18 protein-coding genes are annotated in these 16,928 nt (G+C 39.1%); 11 read left to right on the top strand and 7 right to left on the bottom strand.

All coding sequences use genetic code 11. The annotated features are described in order from the left end of the window. Positions 1-5: 5 nt before the first annotated feature. From accA to tilS, 3 genes are all read left to right on the top strand, one after another. Positions 6-965, top strand: a complete 960-nt coding sequence (accA, locus tag ACWPW6_RS14635; protein WP_154623764.1) for an acetyl-CoA carboxylase carboxyl transferase subunit alpha — start codon at positions 6-8, stop codon at positions 963-965. A gap of 104 nt (positions 966-1,069) precedes the next feature. Then, entirely contained in the window at positions 1,070-1,948 is an 879-nt protein-coding gene (locus tag ACWPW6_RS14630) for a DMT family transporter (RefSeq protein ID WP_249999250.1), read from the top strand. Positions 1,949-1,973: 25 nt separating this feature from the next. Further along, on the top strand, positions 1,974-3,323 hold the full coding sequence (gene tilS, locus ACWPW6_RS14625; RefSeq protein WP_249999248.1) for a tRNA lysidine(34) synthetase TilS: 1,350 nt from the start codon (positions 1,974-1,976) through the stop codon (positions 3,321-3,323). 72 nt (positions 3,324-3,395) lie between these two features. Here tilS and rof read toward each other — a convergent pair whose 3' ends face one another. Next, entirely contained in the window at positions 3,396-3,659 is a 264-nt protein-coding gene (rof, locus tag ACWPW6_RS14620) for a Rho-binding antiterminator (protein ID WP_154623766.1), read from the bottom strand. A gap of 271 nt (positions 3,660-3,930) precedes the next feature. On the opposite strand from rof, the gene nlpE reads away from it, so the two are divergent. The 7 genes from nlpE (at position 3,931) to chbG (ending at position 10,212) form a co-directional block, all read left to right on the top strand. Next, a complete protein-coding gene (gene nlpE, locus ACWPW6_RS14615) occupies positions 3,931-4,587 on the top strand; it encodes an envelope stress response activation lipoprotein NlpE (RefSeq protein ID WP_154635704.1) in 657 nt (218 codons plus the stop codon). A gap of 383 nt (positions 4,588-4,970) precedes the next feature. Then, positions 4,971-5,282, top strand: a complete 312-nt coding sequence (locus ACWPW6_RS14610) for a PTS sugar transporter subunit IIB (RefSeq protein WP_163862843.1) — start codon at positions 4,971-4,973, stop codon at positions 5,280-5,282. A gap of 100 nt (positions 5,283-5,382) precedes the next feature. Then, on the top strand, positions 5,383-6,741 hold the full coding sequence (chbC, locus tag ACWPW6_RS14605) for a PTS N,N'-diacetylchitobiose transporter subunit IIC (RefSeq protein ID WP_154625046.1): 1,359 nt from the start codon (positions 5,383-5,385) through the stop codon (positions 6,739-6,741). 32 nt (positions 6,742-6,773) lie between these two features. After that, the gene (gene chbA / locus ACWPW6_RS14600) at positions 6,774-7,118 is read left to right on the top strand and encodes a PTS N,N'-diacetylchitobiose transporter subunit IIA (protein WP_154625047.1); all 345 of its coding nucleotides are present in this window, start codon (positions 6,774-6,776) and stop codon (positions 7,116-7,118) included. A gap of 46 nt (positions 7,119-7,164) precedes the next feature. After that, on the top strand, positions 7,165-7,971 hold the full coding sequence (gene chbR, locus ACWPW6_RS14595; RefSeq protein ID WP_154625057.1) for a transcriptional regulator ChbR: 807 nt from the start codon (positions 7,165-7,167) through the stop codon (positions 7,969-7,971). 97 nt (positions 7,972-8,068) lie between these two features. Then, positions 8,069-9,430 carry a 6-phospho-beta-glucosidase gene (locus ACWPW6_RS14590; RefSeq protein WP_249999247.1) on the top strand — a complete coding sequence of 454 codons (1,362 nt, stop codon included), beginning with the start codon at positions 8,069-8,071 and terminating at the stop codon, positions 9,428-9,430. A gap of 20 nt (positions 9,431-9,450) precedes the next feature. Next, positions 9,451-10,212, top strand: coding sequence for a chitin disaccharide deacetylase (gene chbG, locus ACWPW6_RS14585; RefSeq protein WP_249999245.1), 762 nt, complete (start codon positions 9,451-9,453; stop codon positions 10,210-10,212). Positions 10,213-10,258: 46 nt separating this feature from the next. On the opposite strand, the gene proS is transcribed toward chbG, so the two are convergent. The 6 genes from proS to metN all read right to left on the bottom strand — a co-directional run bounded on the left by proS (position 10,259) and on the right by metN (position 15,936). Continuing rightward, complete coding sequence (proS, locus tag ACWPW6_RS14580) at positions 10,259-11,986, bottom strand: proline--tRNA ligase (RefSeq protein WP_154625050.1); 1,728 nt, start codon at positions 11,984-11,986, stop codon at positions 10,259-10,261. Between the two features lie 121 nt (positions 11,987-12,107). Further along, positions 12,108-12,830, bottom strand: coding sequence for a tRNA (N6-threonylcarbamoyladenosine(37)-N6)-methyltransferase TrmO (tsaA, locus tag ACWPW6_RS14575; protein ID WP_154625051.1), 723 nt, complete (start codon positions 12,828-12,830; stop codon positions 12,108-12,110). A 7-nt stretch (positions 12,831-12,837) separates the two neighbouring features. Then, complete coding sequence (gene rcsF, locus ACWPW6_RS14570) at positions 12,838-13,242, bottom strand: Rcs stress response system protein RcsF (RefSeq protein WP_154625052.1); 405 nt, start codon at positions 13,240-13,242, stop codon at positions 12,838-12,840. Between the two features lie 133 nt (positions 13,243-13,375). Continuing rightward, positions 13,376-14,197: a MetQ/NlpA family lipoprotein gene (locus tag ACWPW6_RS14565; RefSeq protein ID WP_154625053.1), complete on the bottom strand. Its 822-nt coding sequence runs from the start codon at positions 14,195-14,197 to the stop codon at positions 13,376-13,378. A 61-nt stretch (positions 14,198-14,258) separates the two neighbouring features. Then, positions 14,259-14,912: a methionine ABC transporter permease MetI gene (gene metI, locus ACWPW6_RS14560; RefSeq protein ID WP_163862832.1), complete on the bottom strand. Its 654-nt coding sequence runs from the start codon at positions 14,910-14,912 to the stop codon at positions 14,259-14,261. Continuing rightward, entirely contained in the window at positions 14,905-15,936 is a 1,032-nt protein-coding gene (gene metN / locus ACWPW6_RS14555) for a methionine ABC transporter ATP-binding protein MetN (RefSeq protein ID WP_249999243.1), read from the bottom strand. Before metN ends, metI begins: the two co-directional genes overlap by 8 nt. 170 nt (positions 15,937-16,106) lie before the next feature. On the opposite strand from metN, the gene gmhB reads away from it, so the two are divergent. Beyond that, positions 16,107-16,673 (top strand): D-glycero-beta-D-manno-heptose 1,7-bisphosphate 7-phosphatase, encoded by a 567-nt coding sequence (gene gmhB, locus ACWPW6_RS14550; protein WP_249999242.1) that lies wholly within the window; start codon positions 16,107-16,109, stop codon positions 16,671-16,673. The last annotated feature ends 255 nt before the right edge of the window (positions 16,674-16,928 follow it).

The raw sequence follows: 16,928 nt of genomic DNA, 5'->3' as shown, positions 1-16,928 counted from the left end.
ATATTATGAGTCTGGATTTTCTTGATTTTGAACAGCCAATTGCTGAATTGGAAGCGAAAATTGATTCGCTGACTGCAGTTAGCCGTCAAGACAACAATTTAGAAGTCAACCTAGATGACGAGGTTGCTCGTTTACGTGAAAAAAGTCTTGAGCTGACGCGTAAGATTTTCTCTGATCTGGGTGCATGGCAAATTGCTAAGCTTGCTCGTCACCCACGTCGCCCTTATACATTAGATTATATTGCTCGTATATTCACAGATTTCCAAGAGCTGGCAGGTGATCGTGCTTATGCCGATGATAAAGCTATCGTGGGTGGCATCGCGCGTTTAGATGGTCGTCCAGTGATGGTGATTGGCCACCAAAAAGGCCGTGAAACGAAAGAAAAAATTCGCCGTAATTTTGGTATGCCAGCTCCAGAAGGTTACCGTAAAGCATTGCGCTTAATGGAAATGGCTGAGCGTTTTAATTTACCTATTATTACCTTTATCGATACGCCGGGGGCTTATCCTGGTGTTGGCGCTGAAGAACGTGGTCAATCCGAAGCAATTGCACGTAACTTGCGTGAAATGTCTCGCTTATCTGTCCCAGTCATTTGTACTGTTATTGGCGAAGGCGGCTCTGGTGGTGCATTGGCTATTGGGGTTGGTGATAAAGTGAATATGCTGCAATACAGCACCTATTCGGTTATTTCTCCTGAAGGCTGTGCCTCTATCCTGTGGAAGAGCGCTGATAAAGCCCCATTAGCGGCAGAAGCGATGGGGATCACCGCACCTCGCCTTAAAGAACTCAAATTAATTGATAATGTGGTGACAGAGCCTTTAGGTGGTGCGCATCGTAATTACGATGAAATTTCAGCTTCTTTAAAAGCGCGTATTGTTGAAGATTTGGACGAATTGCTTGAGCTTGATGAAGAAGCATTAAAAAATCGTCGTTACCAGCGTTTAATGGAATACGGCTATTGCTAATTAAGGTTGGCTAGTCACGAAAAACGGGGGTTTGGTTTATCCAGCTCCCGTTTTTTATTATGATTTCTCGAACAATTGAAAGTAAACCTAAGTAAGGGAGATGGATGAGGCAATATAACTATTTAATCTATGCCTTAATGTGTGTACTGATATGGAGCTTTATTCCGATTGTTTCTCGTTTTGGGCAAGAGGGCTTAGATAGCTTTCAATTTTTATTTTGGTCCAACCTAATTTCAGTAATTGCGGTGATATTGGTCGCGATGAGTGCGGGTTATAAACCTGCTAAGCTATTTATTTTGCCGTCTAATACGCTAATTAAAGTGTGTATTTTAGGTGTCTTAGATTGCTTGTTTTATTTGCTTTTGTATTATGGCTACTCGATTGAAAATGGTATTGCCGTACTCGTTATTCAGTATAGTTGGCCTTTAATTATTATCTTATTGTCTGTTTTTTTATTAAAGGACAAGCTAGCAACTCGGCAAATAGCCGGTGTGATTATCGGCTTTATCGCGGTGATTATCACCTTTACCAAAGGTCATATAACCCAGCTGCAAGTTGAACATCCTCTAGCTTTACTATTAGTGTTTAGTGGTGCATTTTGTTTTGCGTTAATGTCTGTATTCTCTCGTCAGTATTCTATCGACCCCTATATTAGTACTGTTTGGCTCTTTATTTTTTCGACCTTAACATCATTGGTATTATTACTCTCATTCAGCGCATTTCAGTTGCCCACGGAGACATCGCTTTGGCCAACGATAGTGAATGGGGTACTGATTAATGGCGTATCCTATATTTTATGGTTTAAGGCGATGAATACGGGGCACTCCGCTAAAATTGCCTCTATTGTGTTTTTATCTCCAGTATTATCGGTACTTTGGTTAGTTGTTATTCTAAGCGACCCATTTGAAATTGCTTATATTATCGGGGTGTTGTTAGTGATTATTTCCGGTATCTTATGTGTTGGGCAAGCTAAAAAGCATTAATCATCGTTTAGAAGGGCAGCGAAGAGTGAAACTACCACAAACAATCATTGAGCACGTATTCAATAAGATTGGTAACTATAGCAAAATACTGGTTGGATTTAGTGGTGGTGTTGATTCAACGGTATTACTGCATGCTCTTTATCAAATAAAGAAACATCAACAACCGTTTCTTGAAGTGCGCGCTATTCATATTCATCATGGGCTAAATTCGAAAGCAGACGCTTGGGAAGCGCACTGTTCGAGTTTGTGTGCACAATGGGAAATTCCCTTTATTTGTACGCATGTCACGGTTGATTCTACAAATAGTGGCATTGAGGCGGCTGCGCGAGAGGCTCGCTATCAAGCTTATCGTGATGCGCTGTTAGAAGATGAAATTATCGTGACGGCACAACATCTGGATGATCAAGCAGAAACATTTCTGTTGGCATTAAAACGAGGTAGCGGGCCAGCAGGGCTTTCATCGATGCCAGAATTATCGACATTTAATGGCCACTACGGGCAAACTTGCCTGCTTCGTCCATTGCTAGCGATATCTCGCGATGATTTAGAGACATATGCCAATAAAGAACAGCTTCCGTGGGTAGAAGATGATAGTAATCAAGATGACCGCTATGACCGTAATTTCCTACGATTGAATATTATGCCTGTTCTGGCACAGCGCTGGCCTCATTTCGCGAAAGCCGTATCACGTAGCGCGGCTTTGTGCGCAGAACAGGAAAACTTGCTTGATGAGCTATTACAAGATGCCCTAGAGGACATGATGGATTATCGTGGTGGTCTATTCATCGATGCATTACAGCCTTGTTCTAGCGCTAAACGTAACGCATTGCTACGACGTTGGATTGGCCTACATCAATTACCCATGCCGCCTTTTAATCAATTACACCGTATTTGGCAGGAAGTCGCGCTTGCTCGTCAGGATGCTGAGCCTATTTGCCAATTAGGCCATATTGATATCCGTCGATATCAAGGCGCTTTATGGGTTGTGCGTCGTATCAATCAGTTATTGGGGCAGCAGTATGCTTGGCATTATCCTGACCCGTTTATTTTACCTGAAGCTTTAGGCATTATTGAGGTCATTGCTGATGAAGGGCAAATCCGTCCTCCATTACCAACAGAAAAAGTCACCGTGCGCTTTGGTTTGCAAGGAACACTTAAAATTGTTGGGAGAATGCATTCAAGAAGCAGTAAGAAAATTTGGCAAGAACTGGGAATTCCTCCGTGGATGCGAGAAAGAGTTCCCCTGATTTACTACAATGAGCAGCTAATTACTGCAATAGGGTGTTTTATTACACCGGAAGGCCTTGCCGATGATGATAAACTTGGCATTGCTTTTCATTGGGTCAAATTCGATGAATATCGGTTTAATCAGTAAATGAAAAGAAGAAACCCCTTATGACTGTGATCTTTCATAAGGGGCATAGAAGGACTCAATGGTGTATGAGTTTTAGTGAGAGCTATCGACAACGATAGTGCCGATCTCAGGATGACTGAAGGTATTGATATAATCCAATCGCAGCTCTTTCGTCCCATCTTGAGTTTCTAAAATTAAATACTCAACTTTCTTCCGTAAGAGCAAATCGCTGGCTTTACCCTCAATGATTTCGCCGCCATGAAGCTTTATTTCAAGTTTCAACTGACGTTGGCATGCGATTTCAAGATATTCGTAATCATCACAATTGATAGGTTGATATTCAGTATCTGTAGACATATTCCCTCACCACTGTGTTAGTGGCGGTTATTGCCGCCTTGACTATTTTCACCAAGCATCATGTGCTTGATAGGATAATAGCACAGTAATTTTAATAACAATAATCAGTGATAGATGAAAACTTAAATAGACAGTTCGTGAATGCTTCTCGAGCCCCTATACATCAGCAAAGTCCGAAATATAATAATAACAACATTTTTATTAGTGTAAGATGCTATGATGTAAATGCAGACTAAAAATATAAGAATGAAATAGTTAGGAGACAAAGGTAATGAAAAAAACACTATTTTTAGCATTAATGGCGACAGGCATAATGGCATTAGCTGGATGCCAAAGCGCGGACAAACAACCTAGCGTGACTTATATTGATAGAGCATATACGGGCACTTTGCCATGTGCAGATTGCTCTGGTATCGAAGCAACCTTGCTGGTGAACCAAGATGGTACTTATGTTGAGCAATTAGTTTATTTAGGCACGCGTGATGGCAACCAAACTTTTTATGAAACAGGGTCATGGGCAAAAGAAGGGGATAAATTACGCATGACCAATGCCAATGGTGAACGTTCATATTTCTTACCTTCTGCTGATGATAAGTCAATGGTATTGCTTGATCAGGAAGGAAATAAAATTCAATCACAATTGAATTACACATTAAATCAAGTCACAGCAAGTAAAAAAGTTGGTGAATACCGTTATTTAGCTGATGCTGCAACATTTACTGAATGTAAAACTGGGCGTACTTATACTGCTTCAGGCCTTGATCTGGAAAAAGGATACAGTGCGACAGGTGTAACGGGCGGAACGCCAGTTTATGCTGAAATTGAAGGCTATTATACCGTAAGACCTTCAATGGAAGATGGTCAATTTGACCCTGCATTAGTACAAACCGGTCATATTATGTTTGATAAATCTAGCTCATGTAAATAATAGATTTAATTTATATAATTAAATACCTTAAATATCGACTCAATAAGAGTCGATATTTTTTTAGCCATAAAAATATTGGTAAGGATTGAAGTCAATATAAGGTAAAGTGATTATATTTACTGATATCAAGTAAATTATAATTAATTGATAATTTATATATAAAAATATATTTTTTTGAAATGTGAGGGGCGTCATAACGATAAGTCAATGAGAAACAATTCTCCATAGCCACGAAATATCAACAGTAAAGGAGATTACGTATACTTTATTCAACTAGAAGCAACTCGCGGATAACGCCAGCTGAATTTAGAGAATAAAAACGTAAAATATCTCATGAGGCTAATAGATATTTATAGTGGGCAGTATGACTGGGAGAGCTTATTGTGGAAAAAAAGCTTATTTATCTGTTTTGTTCGGCGGGAATGTCAACCTCTCTTCTTGTATCAAAAATGCGTCAACAAGCTGAAAAATATGATGTTCCAGTTGTTATTGAAGCGTTTTCGGAAACCCTTGTAGCACAAAAAGGTATCGATGCGGATCTTGTTTTACTTGGTCCTCAGATTGCATGGAAAAGTTCTGAAATCCAGAGAATACTTCCAACTAAACTCGTTGAAGTTATTGATCCGATATTGTATGGAAAAGTTGATGGTCTGGGCGTGTTAAAAGCAGCAGTGGCAGCAATAAAAAATAAATGATGTTAATTAATTTTAGTTTTTAATAACTTCAATTCTTTATCTATTTGTTATGGTTGTTTTAGCAAACAAGATATGTGATTAAAGTATCTAAGGATATTCTATGAATCATATGCTCACTTCTCTTGAAAAAGTATTGCTACCAATTGCATTAAAATTGGGCAATCAACCTCATATTAATGCAATTAAAAATGGCTTCATTAAATTGATGCCTTTAGTATTAATTGGGGCTATGTTTGTTTTGATTAATAACGTTTTTCTTAGCTTTGGTGAAGGGTCATTTTTCTATTCGCTAGGTGTTCGCTTGTCACCTGAAACAATAGAATTTTTAAATAAGTTCAAAGGAATTGGCGGTAATATTTACAATGGAACATTAGGTATTATGTCGTTAATGACCCCTTTTTTTATTGCAATGGCCCTGGCTGAAGAACGTAAAGTGGACTCAATAGCGGCAGGGATTATCGGTATCGCTGCATTTATTACGGTAACGCCATTTGATGTTAATGGTGCTTATGCGATAGGGGCTAATTGGTTAGGTGGGGCCAATATCATTTCAGGTATTGTCATCGGTTTAGTGATTGCCGAAGCTTTTGCTTTTATTGTTCGGCGTAAATGGGTTATTACATTACCGGATACAGTTCCACCTGCTGTCAGCCGTTCATTTTCAGCATTAGTTCCTGGTTTTATTATTCTTTTAGTTGTCGGAATTATTGCATGGATTTTGTCAGCTCAAGCAACTAATTTCCACCAATTTATTATGGATACGATCGCAACGCCATTAGCTTCTTTAGGTGGTGTTGTTGGTTGGGCTTACACCATTTTTACCTCCTTATTATGGTTTTTTGGTATTCATGGTGCGTTAGCGCTGACAGCCCTTGATTCAGGAATTATGACTCCTTGGGCGTTGGAAAATGTGGCACTATATAATGAATACGGTTCTATTGATAATGCAATTGCCGCTGGGCACACTTTCCATTTATGGGCGAAACCTTTATTAGATTCTTATGTCTTTCTGGGAGGGACAGGTGCGACCCTTGGATTAATCATTGCAATATTTATTGCATCACGCCGTCCTGATTATCGACAAGTTGCTAAAATAGGTTTACCCGCAGGCATATTTCAAATTAATGAACCTATTATATTTGGTATTCCTGTTATCATGAACCCGATACTTTTTATTCCATTTATTATCATTCAACCGCTATTAGCTGCAATTACCGTTATTGCTTATTATATGGGAATAATACCGCCAATAACCAATATAGGACCATGGACAATGCCTGCTGGCTTGGGGGCATTCTTTAATACAAATGGGAATATTTCGGCTTTATTATTAGCCTTGTTTAACCTCGGAGTTTCCATCCTTGTTTATTTACCCTTTGTTATTATTTCTAATAAAGCTCAGGGAATGATAGATAAAGATGAAAGTGAAGAAGATATTAAAGATGCACTGAAGTTTTAATTGATAAATATAAAGCAGAGAATAAAAAAATTATGATTGATATAGATAATAATGGTGTTCTTTCTTTTGATGGCCTCGAAGAGGTCGTGATGGGGCTTATCATTAATTCTGGGATGGCAAGAAGCTTAGCCTATAAGGCATTAAATTGCGCCAAGGAAGGCCAATTTGTTGAGGCCATGGAATTAATGGAGCAATCAAAACATGCATTGAGTGAAGCTCATCAAGTTCAAACAAAAATGATTGAAGCTGATATGGGAGAGGGGAAAATTAAAGTTAGCTTAATATTGGTTCATGCTCAAGATCATTTAATGAACACCATACTTTCGCGTGAGTTGGTCATAGAGCTAATAGAGCTTCATAAAAAAATAAGCCAATAACTGAGGAGGAATGATGCAGCCACTAATAAAAAACGATAATTCTAATATGGATATTAGAATGGTTTGTGAGAACGATATATTTAATGACAAGGATTTTCATGTTGTTATTTATAATAAAACTGAAAGCGTTACAGGGCTGCATCAACATGATTATTATGAATACACTATCGTTCTCACTGGGCGCTATTATCAGCAAGTGAATGGTAGAAAGGTGTTACTTGAAAGAGGTGATTTTGTTTTTTTACCCATTGGCTCTAGTCATGAAAGTTTTTATGAGTTTGGAGCAACTCGAATTTTCAATGTTGGAATAAGAAAGGCATTTTTTGAAAGCTATTTTTCACCTTTGCTTCCCTCATTTTTTGTTGCTTCACAAGCCTATTCGCTGAAAAGTGAATTTATGGCTTATATTGAATCCGTCATCGCATCATTAAATTTTCGTGACAGTGAGTTTAATGAATTTATTGAAGTAGTCACTTTCAATGTCGTTAATCGATTACGTCACTACAGAGAAAGAAAATTACATGACGATACACCTCAATGGTTAAAAAATACCATTGAAGAAATGCATGAAATTGCAATGTTTAATGAGCATGCATTAGAAAATATGGTCGCAATTACAGGGAAGTCTCAAGAATATTTGACGAGAGCTACAAAGCGTTATTACGGCAAGACGCCCATGCAGCTTATTAATGATATTAGGATTAACTTTGCTAAAAAACAGCTGGAAATAACAAATTACTCTATTACAGATATTGCTTTTGAATCTGGTTACAGTAGCCCGAGTTTATTTGTTAAGAAATTTAAAGAGGCAACATCGTTAACACCAAGTGAATATAGAAAAAGCTTACAGTAACTTAATAAATATGATGAAGATAGGATGAAACATAACGTGGTATAAGTTAACTGAACACTACCATTCATAGCTATTAATAAAATAGGTAGAGGATTAAATGGAACATAAATTAAAAATTGTGACTATTGGCGGTGGAAGCAGTTATACCCCTGAATTAATTGATGGTTTTATTAAACGTTATCCTGAACTACCTATTAGTGAATTATGGCTAGTGGATATTGAAGAAGGAAAGGAAAAGTTAGACATTATCTATGATTTAAGCTTACGGATGATAAAAAATGCCAATATTCCGCTTAAATTATATAAAACGTTAAATCGTAGAGAAGCGCTCAAAGATGCTGATTTTGTGACGACGCAGTTAAGGGTCGGGTTATTAGATGCACGAGAAAAAGATGAAATCATACCTTTACGCTATGGCTATTTAGGGCAAGAGACTAACGGTGCTGGCGGATTATTTAAAGGATTACGGACTATTCCAGTGATCTTTGACATTATTAAAGATGTTGAAGAGCTCTGTCCTCAAGCTTGGATAATTAATTTTACTAACCCTGCCGGTATGATCACAGAGGCTGTGCATAGATACACGAATTTTCAGCGTTTCGTTGGGGTCTGTAATGTGCCTATCGGTATGAAAATGTTTATTACAGAGGCACTTAAATTAACTGAAAAAAATCACTTATCGATAGACCTTTTTGGTTTAAATCATATGGTCTTTATTAAAGATATTTTTGTCGATGGAATCTCCCGGTTTGATGAAATATTGAAGGGTATTATTGCTCATTCATACAGTACAAACTCAGTTAAAAACATTACGGGGTTATCATTCGATAGTGGTTTTTTAAGCGCTCTAAAATTGATACCTTGCTCATACTTGCAGTATTACTTTAAATATAAAGAGATGCTAGCTATTGAGATGGCTGAATTCTACAAAGCGGGCACTAGGGCACAGGTGGTTAAAAAACTTGAAAAGTCACTTTTTGATTTATATCAGGACCCTGAATTAAACGTTAAGCCAAAACAGCTTGAACAGCGAGGGGGAGCCTATTATTCAGACGCTGCCTGTGAAGCCATCAATGCTATTTATAACGACAAGCAAACTGAACACTATGTCAATATTCCTCACCGTGGACATATCGATAATATCCCATCGGATTGGGTGATAGAGATGACATGTCAATTAGGGCGTAATGGCATAACACCACACAAAAGAATGACGCATTTCGATGAAAAAGTATTGGGACTCATTTATACAATAAAAGAATTTGAGATAGCCACATGTGAAGCGGCTATTAGTGGTAATTTCAATGATATTTTATTAGCGATGAACCTAAATCCATTAGTGAGCTCTGATCATGATGCACGAAATATGGCTAAAGACCTACTTTTAGCGCATAAAGAGTATTTGCCTAATTTTGCTGAGGCTATTAAGCACCTTGAAGAAGAATCAATGCGTCGCTAAATTTTAAATGGTAGCGGAATATGACACCTTTACTTATCGTCAATGCAGATGACTTTGGCTTATGCAAATCAGTTAATTATGGAATTGTTGAGGCACATCATCACGGTATTGTGTTATCAACGACAGCTATGGTAAATATGCCGGATGTTCACCATGCCGCCAAACTTGCCGCGGACTTACCAACATTAACAGTGGGTATGCATTTTGTATTAACTGCGGGCATGCCATTTACGCCAATGCCATCGTTAGTTCGCCAAGGTATACTTGGGAAATGGTTATGGGAAATCGAAAAACGTGGCCAATTACCGATAGAGGAAATTGTGCAGGAATTACATTTTCAGTATGACCAATTTTGTGAAATTTTTGGTCATCCGCCAAGTCATATTGATGGGCACCATCATGTACAAATGATACCGACTCTCTTTCCTCGCATTGTTGAATTTGCCAATAAAAAAGGGGTTGCAGTGCGTGTTGTTCGTGATGGAAATATTGACGATAAAACCACACATATTGCGCGCACAACGGATTACTTTTCAGCTGAATTTTATGGGGAACCTCATTCTATATCTGAATCTCTCTTTTTAAATATTCTCGATACTGCGAAACAGCGAGGGGATAGTTCACTTGAAATAATGTGTCATCCAGCGTTCCTAGGTAAGGAATTATTAAAAAGTCGTTACGCTTATCCGAGATTAAAAGAGTTAGAAATTTTAACTTCAAAAAGATTAAAAGAGACGATTACTGAGAAGGGTTTTTTACTTGGGTCATATTTAGATTTATAACAAAAATGCCCAACCTATATGGATAAACAGGTTGGGCAGAGCATCATTAACGTAAGGTATTCGCGAGTTTTTCTTTTAAGAAACTCACTACGTTATCAAGACCAACAAGGGCTTTCTCGTCACTGCGACGTGCTTTGTACTCAACTTGATTGTTATCTAAGTTTCTATCGCCAATAACAATCGTGTATGGCACACCGATAAGCTCCATATCAGCAAACATAACACCAGGACGTTCTTTACGGTCATCAAAAATGACCTCTATGCCTTGTGCTTTTAAATCCGCATAGAGTTTTTCTGCAACCTCTTTGACACGGTACGATTTGTGCATGTTCATTGGCAGAATCGCAACATGGAATGGTGCGATCGCATCTGGCCAAATAATGCCGCGTTCGTCGTGGCTTTGCTCAATTGCCGCTGCAACAATACGAGTAACACCAATACCATAGCAACCCATAGTGACGATTTGATTGTGGCCTTCTTCATTCTGCACTGAAGCTTTCATCGCTTCTGAATATTTAGTGCCTAATTGGAAGATATGACCCACTTCAATGCCACGTTTGATAAGCAGTGTTCCTTTTCCATCTGGGCTTGGATCACCTTCAACCACATTACGGAGATCGAATGTTTCTGGCTGCTCTACATCGCGTTCCCAATTGATACCGAAATAGTGTTTACCATCAATGTTAGCACCAGCGCTAAAATCACTCATGACAGCGACACTGCGGTCAATAATCATTGGTAATGGCATATTAACTGGGCCTAATGAACCTGGCGCAGCTTTAATTGCCGCTTTGATTTCTTCTTCTGAAGCGAATTCCAATGGGCTTGAAACGAGAGGGTGTTTTTCCGCCTTCACTTCATTCAGTTCATGATCACCACGGATCAATAAAGCGACTAATTGATGACCCGAATTTGGTTTTGCACGGACAATCAGCGTCTTCACCGTTTTTTCAATCGGCAAAGAGAATTGTTCAACCAGCTCGGCGATTGTTTTTGCATTTGGTGTATCAACGAGACGCATCTCTTCTGTTGCTGCTGCACGTGGTGTTAATGGCGCAATCGCCTCAGCAAGCTCGATGTTGGCTGCAAAATCAGATTCTGTAGAGAAAACAATATCGTCTTCACCGCTTTGCGCGAGAACTTGGAATTCATGAGATGCGCTTCCACCGATAGAGCCTGTATCTGCTTGTACTGGGCGGAAATCAAAACCGATACGAGTAAAGATTTTGCTGTAAGCTTCATACATTGCATCATAGGTTTCTTGTAATGATTCCTGTGATGTATGGAAGGAGTAAGCATCTTTCATGATAAATTCACGTGAACGCATGATGCCGAAACGTGGGCGCACTTCATCACGGAATTTAGTTTGAATCTGGAATAAGTTCAGTGGTAGCTGTTTGTATGAAGTAATTTCATTGCGAATTAAATCAGTAATCACTTCTTCATGAGTTGGACCCAAAACAAATGGGCGTTCACCACGATCAGTAAAACGCAGTAATTCAGGACCATACTGCTCCCAGCGACCACTCTCTTGCCACAAATCGGCAGGTTGAACTACGGGCAAAGATACCTCGATTGAGCCCGCATTTTCCATTTCTTCACGGACAATGTTTTCGACTTTACGTAGAACGCGGACACCAGTCGGTAACCAGTCATAAAGGCCTGATGCAAGTTTACGGATCATTCCTGCACGAAGCATCAACTGATGGCTGATCACTTCGGCATCTGCAGGAGTCTCTTTTAGTGTTGAGAGCAGATATTTGCTAGTACGCATTGTATAGGTTCCATTAGAACAACGGGTGATGGCAAAAGGTTTTATTGCCAAATCAATCTAGGCTGCAAAAGCAGCATGATAAACAGCTAGTCTACCAGTGACCGTGCTTTGCCAAAAGGGGTTAGATGATTTTTTCATAAGGCTCGATGGCGAAGACTTCTGTTACATTATTAATCACCCTCCAGCGCACATTAAAATCAAGTAAATGGACGGCATAATCACGGGGCTCTGTCATCGCTTGTTTTTTATATGCGGGGCGGGGATCTTGCATCAATACTTGTTGAATAAATTGTACAATTCCCGGATAGCGTATTTGGTATTTCTCTAAATCTTGTTGAACTTGCGGGTGAAAAATAACGTGCATATCCACAGATGGTGCATCTTGTGCAAAGCCGGCTTGTGCATTTGGAATGGCTTCTGCAAAAGGTAAATAAGGTTTAATATCAATAACCGGAGTACCATCAACTAAATCTAAACTGCCTAACTCCAAAATCACTTGATTGTGTTTTTGGATAACCCCTTTCAATTCGATTAATGACATACCAATAGGGTTTGGTCTAAAGGTCGAGCGGGTGGCGAAGACGCCCATTTTATCATTCCCACCGAGTCTTGGAGGACGTACGAGTGGCTTCCATCCCCCATTCATCGTTTGATGGAAAATAAATAGCACCCAAATGTGACTAAACTGTTCTAATCCTCTGACAGCGTTAGGGTCATTATAAGGGGGGTGTAAATGCAGCCGTCCCGAGCCACCTAGTACAAGCCCAGGTTGGCGTGGGATAGCAAATTTTTCCTTATAGGGGGATTCGATATGTCCAATAACATTACATTGGAATGATTGCATTTGATTATTATTCAACAATTTGTATTGCGCTACCTTCACAGATTGTCGCTTGATAGCATCCCGGTGAGGTCATGGTTTGACACTGATGCAACAACACCGCATCGGCTGCGATATAGGCTGCTTTCGATAACATACTTTTTTTAGCCACATTAAGATTGGCTGGCGGGCTTTGTACATTCTCGCGGCATGATTCTCCAGAAACAATCCCTAAGTCTTTAAACGGCATCCCTAATAATTCTTCAGGGCTATTCATAAGCTTGACATTAGTCGTTTCAGGCTTGGTCGTTTTTTTTGGTGCAGGCTTTGATAGCTTCATATTTGTGAAGCCTTTATTTGGACCCTGATGAATGTATTGATTCATTCCACACCCAGCTAAAATAAACGTTGCTAGGGTGAGCAATAACAATCTCATAAGTTTTTCCTTTCTTATCTTATAGGTATTGGGAAAATTACATCTGCTATGTTTTATCTTTATAAAATACAAAAAATACTAGGTGGCATTACACCACCTAGTATATTAATCATTTTTTTACGAATAAAAAAGATTACCAGCCTTTAACTGCGCCACCATCGAAAACTTCATCTGCTTTCTTAGCAACTTCATCTGATTGATATGCTTGAACAAACTTCTTCACATTTTCATCATCTTTATTGTCATCACGAGCAACAATAATATTGACATATGGAGATTCTTTATCTTCTACAAATAAACCATCTTTTGCTGGGGTTAATTTAGGTGTTGCACTACTTGCCCACGTGGTATTGATGATAGCTAGAGCAATTTTTTGATCATCCAGTGCTCGTGGTAATTGTGGTGCTTCTAATTCAACAAACTTCAATCCTTTAGGATTTTCAGTAACATCCAAAACGGTAGGCATTAAACCTGTTCCATCTTTAAGTTTAATGAGACCTTGTTGTTGTAAGAGAAGTAGTGAACGACCTAAGTTCGTTGGATCGTTAGGTAATGCGATTTGTGAGCCGTCAGCAAGTTCATCAACTGATTTAATTTGTTTGGAATATGCCGCGATAGGATAGATAAAGGTATTGCCGACAGGCGTCAATTTATAATTTCTATCTTTAATTTGTTGGTCAAGATAAGGTTTGTGTTGGAATGCGTTAGCATCAATATCACCTTTGCTGAGAGCTTCGTTTGGTAAAACGAAATCATTAAAGGCAACAAGTTCCACATTCAAACCGTATTTTTCTTTTGCGACTTTTTGTGCAACTTCAGCGACTTCCAACTCTTTCCCCATAATAACACCGACTTTGATGCTATTCGGGTCTTTCTCTTTTTCGCCACAACCCGTTAGAACTAATGAGCCTAATAGCGCGCCAACAACGGCAATAGATTTTAACTTAATAGACATAGATATACCCCTTAAACGCTTTCTTTATAGCACCTTAAAGCGGCGCTGCTATTTTTACGGACTATTTATGTGACACTTTTTTCATTAAATATTCGCCAGTAAATTGAATGACGAAGACTAAGATGATTAACAGTACAAGCACGGTATTCATCACTAATGGGTTATAAGTATAGTAGCCATACTGCATTGCTATTTGACCTAATCCCCCTGAACCGACTGCACCACCCATTGCTGAATACCCAACTAGCATAATTAAGGTGATCGTTGCCGCGTTGATGATCCCAGGTAAAGACTCTGGTAATAGAACCTTTTTAATAATTTGTAGTGGTGTCGCGCCCATAGCTCGGGAGGCTTCAATCAAACCACTTGGCACTTCTAATAGGGTATTTTCAACCATACGGGCGATGAAGGGAATTGCCCCAACAGTTAGGGGAACAATGGCCCCTTCAATGCCAATTGCCGAGCCGACTAAAAACTTGGTAAAAGGGCTGATCCAGACTAATAAAATAATAAATGGTATTGAACGGAAAATGTTCACGATTGCTGAAATTACAGCATAAAGAACAGTATTTTCCATAACTTGTCCACGACGAGTCACGTAAAGTAGAACGCCAGTAGGTACGCCCATGATAAAACCGAGGATCGCCGAAACGAAAGTCATAATAATGGTATCAATCGTTCCCGATATAAGTAGTGAAATCATTCCCTCAGACATAACCCAATACCTCTACTTTGACATGATGCTCTTTCAAAAATTCAATAGTTGCTTCAACCCCGCCATTGATACCATGGAGTTCAGCGAGCATTACGCCAAACTTCACGCCACCGGCGTAATCAATCTGAGAACTTAATATGTTGATATCGATGTCAAATTTACGCACAACCATAGAGATAAGTGGTGCATCAACGGATTGACCTGTGAATTCCAGTTTCAGCAAAGGCGATAAATCTGCTGCGGGTTCACTTTTTAGTCTTTCTTTATAGTCATCTGGAATATCAATAACTAATGTTGATTTGATAAACTCTTGGGCAATAGGTGTTTTAGGGTGTGAAAACACTTCACTGACTTTATCTTGTTCAATCAATTGTCCACCGCTAATCACAGCGACTTGGTCACAAATGTTTTTCACTACATCCATTTCATGAGTGATCAATAAAATAGTAAGCCCTAAACGGCGGTTAATATCTTTGAGTAACTCAAGAATCGAACGTGTAGTGGCAGGATCTAGCGCACTAGTTGCTTCATCGCATAATAAAACTTTTGGTGAATTTGCTAAGGCTCTCGCGATAGCAACACGTTGTTTTTGTCCCCCAGAAAGATTAGCGGGATAAGCATCTTTTTTATCAGCCAGCCCAACAAGATCAAGCAGTTCATTGACACGTGCTTTGATTTTATCTTTAGGCGTATTGTCTAATTCCAGTGGTAACGCAACGTTATCAAATACATTTCGAGAAGATAATAAGTTAAAGTGTTGGAATATCATCCCAATACCGCGACGAGCTCTCGTCAAAGATTTTTCAGGCATTGCTGTTAAATCTTGGCCGTCAACAATAACTTGCCCAGAAGTCGGGTGCTCGAGCATGTTTACACAACGAATTAGAGTACTTTTACCAGCACCTGAGGCACCGATAACACCGTAGATTTGCCCAGCAGGAACATGCAGACTAATATCAGTTAATGCCTGAATATTGCGGCTTCCTTGCTGGAAAACTTTATTAATATTTGAGAGCTTTATCATTTATTTCTTCTAAATATATAGGATTCGATTTTTAGATAGTTAAATCTAACATGGTTGGATGTTAAGGCGTCTAGACGTCTAAGTCAATAAAGTTTGCTTTATTTATTCTATTCTCATTTATTTTCTTTTCATGAGATACTTAAAACTCATTTAGTTTGAGGAGTAAATCGGTGAATAAAGGCATACCTGCAATCTTTTTAGACAGAGACGGCACAATTAATATCGACCATGGCTATGTACATAAGATAGATGACTTTCATTTTATTGACGGTGCGATTGAAGCAATGGCTGAACTCAAAAAAATGGGCTACGCGCTCGTTGTTGTCACCAACCAATCAGGTATTGGACGAGGTATCTATTCTGAAGATAGTTTTATGCAGTTAACAGAATGGATGGATTGGTCATTAGCAGACCGTGGCGTTGATCTTGATGGTATTTATTTTTGCCCTCATCATCCTGATGCTAAAGAAGCTGAGTACCGCCAAGATTGTGATTGCCGTAAGCCAAAACCTGGAATGCTATTAGATGCGCAATCTTTTCTTAATATAGATATGGCTTCTTCTATTATGGTGGGAGATAAGTTAGCTGATATGCAAGCAGGTAGAGCTGCAAAAGTCGGTACGACGATCTTAGTAAGAAGTGGTGAAGAAGTGACTGAAGAAGCAATAAGCAATGCAGATATGGTGATTGATAGTATTGCTGAACTGCCACAGATAGTAAAAAACATCAAAAAATAGGCTTATATAGGCTTATTAAGTTAAATTTGATGGCAATCTGAGCAAACGAAAAAAAAATTGAAAAAAGGGGTTGCCAGAATTTTCTGACTCCCTATAATGCGCCTCCACTGACCGACGATGAGCCAACACAGAATGTGATGGCAAGCCCAAAAGGCTAACGACGGCAGACGAGAGAATCTGAAAAGATAAGCGAAAAAAAAGCTTGACTCTCGATGAGGAAAGCGTAATATACGCCACCTCGCGACAAAGACCTAA

This window comes from Providencia sp. Marseille-Q8014 (assembly GCF_965112055.1).
Note: the sequence above shows the minus strand (reverse complement) of the source record. Positions and strands in the feature narration are given on the sequence as shown.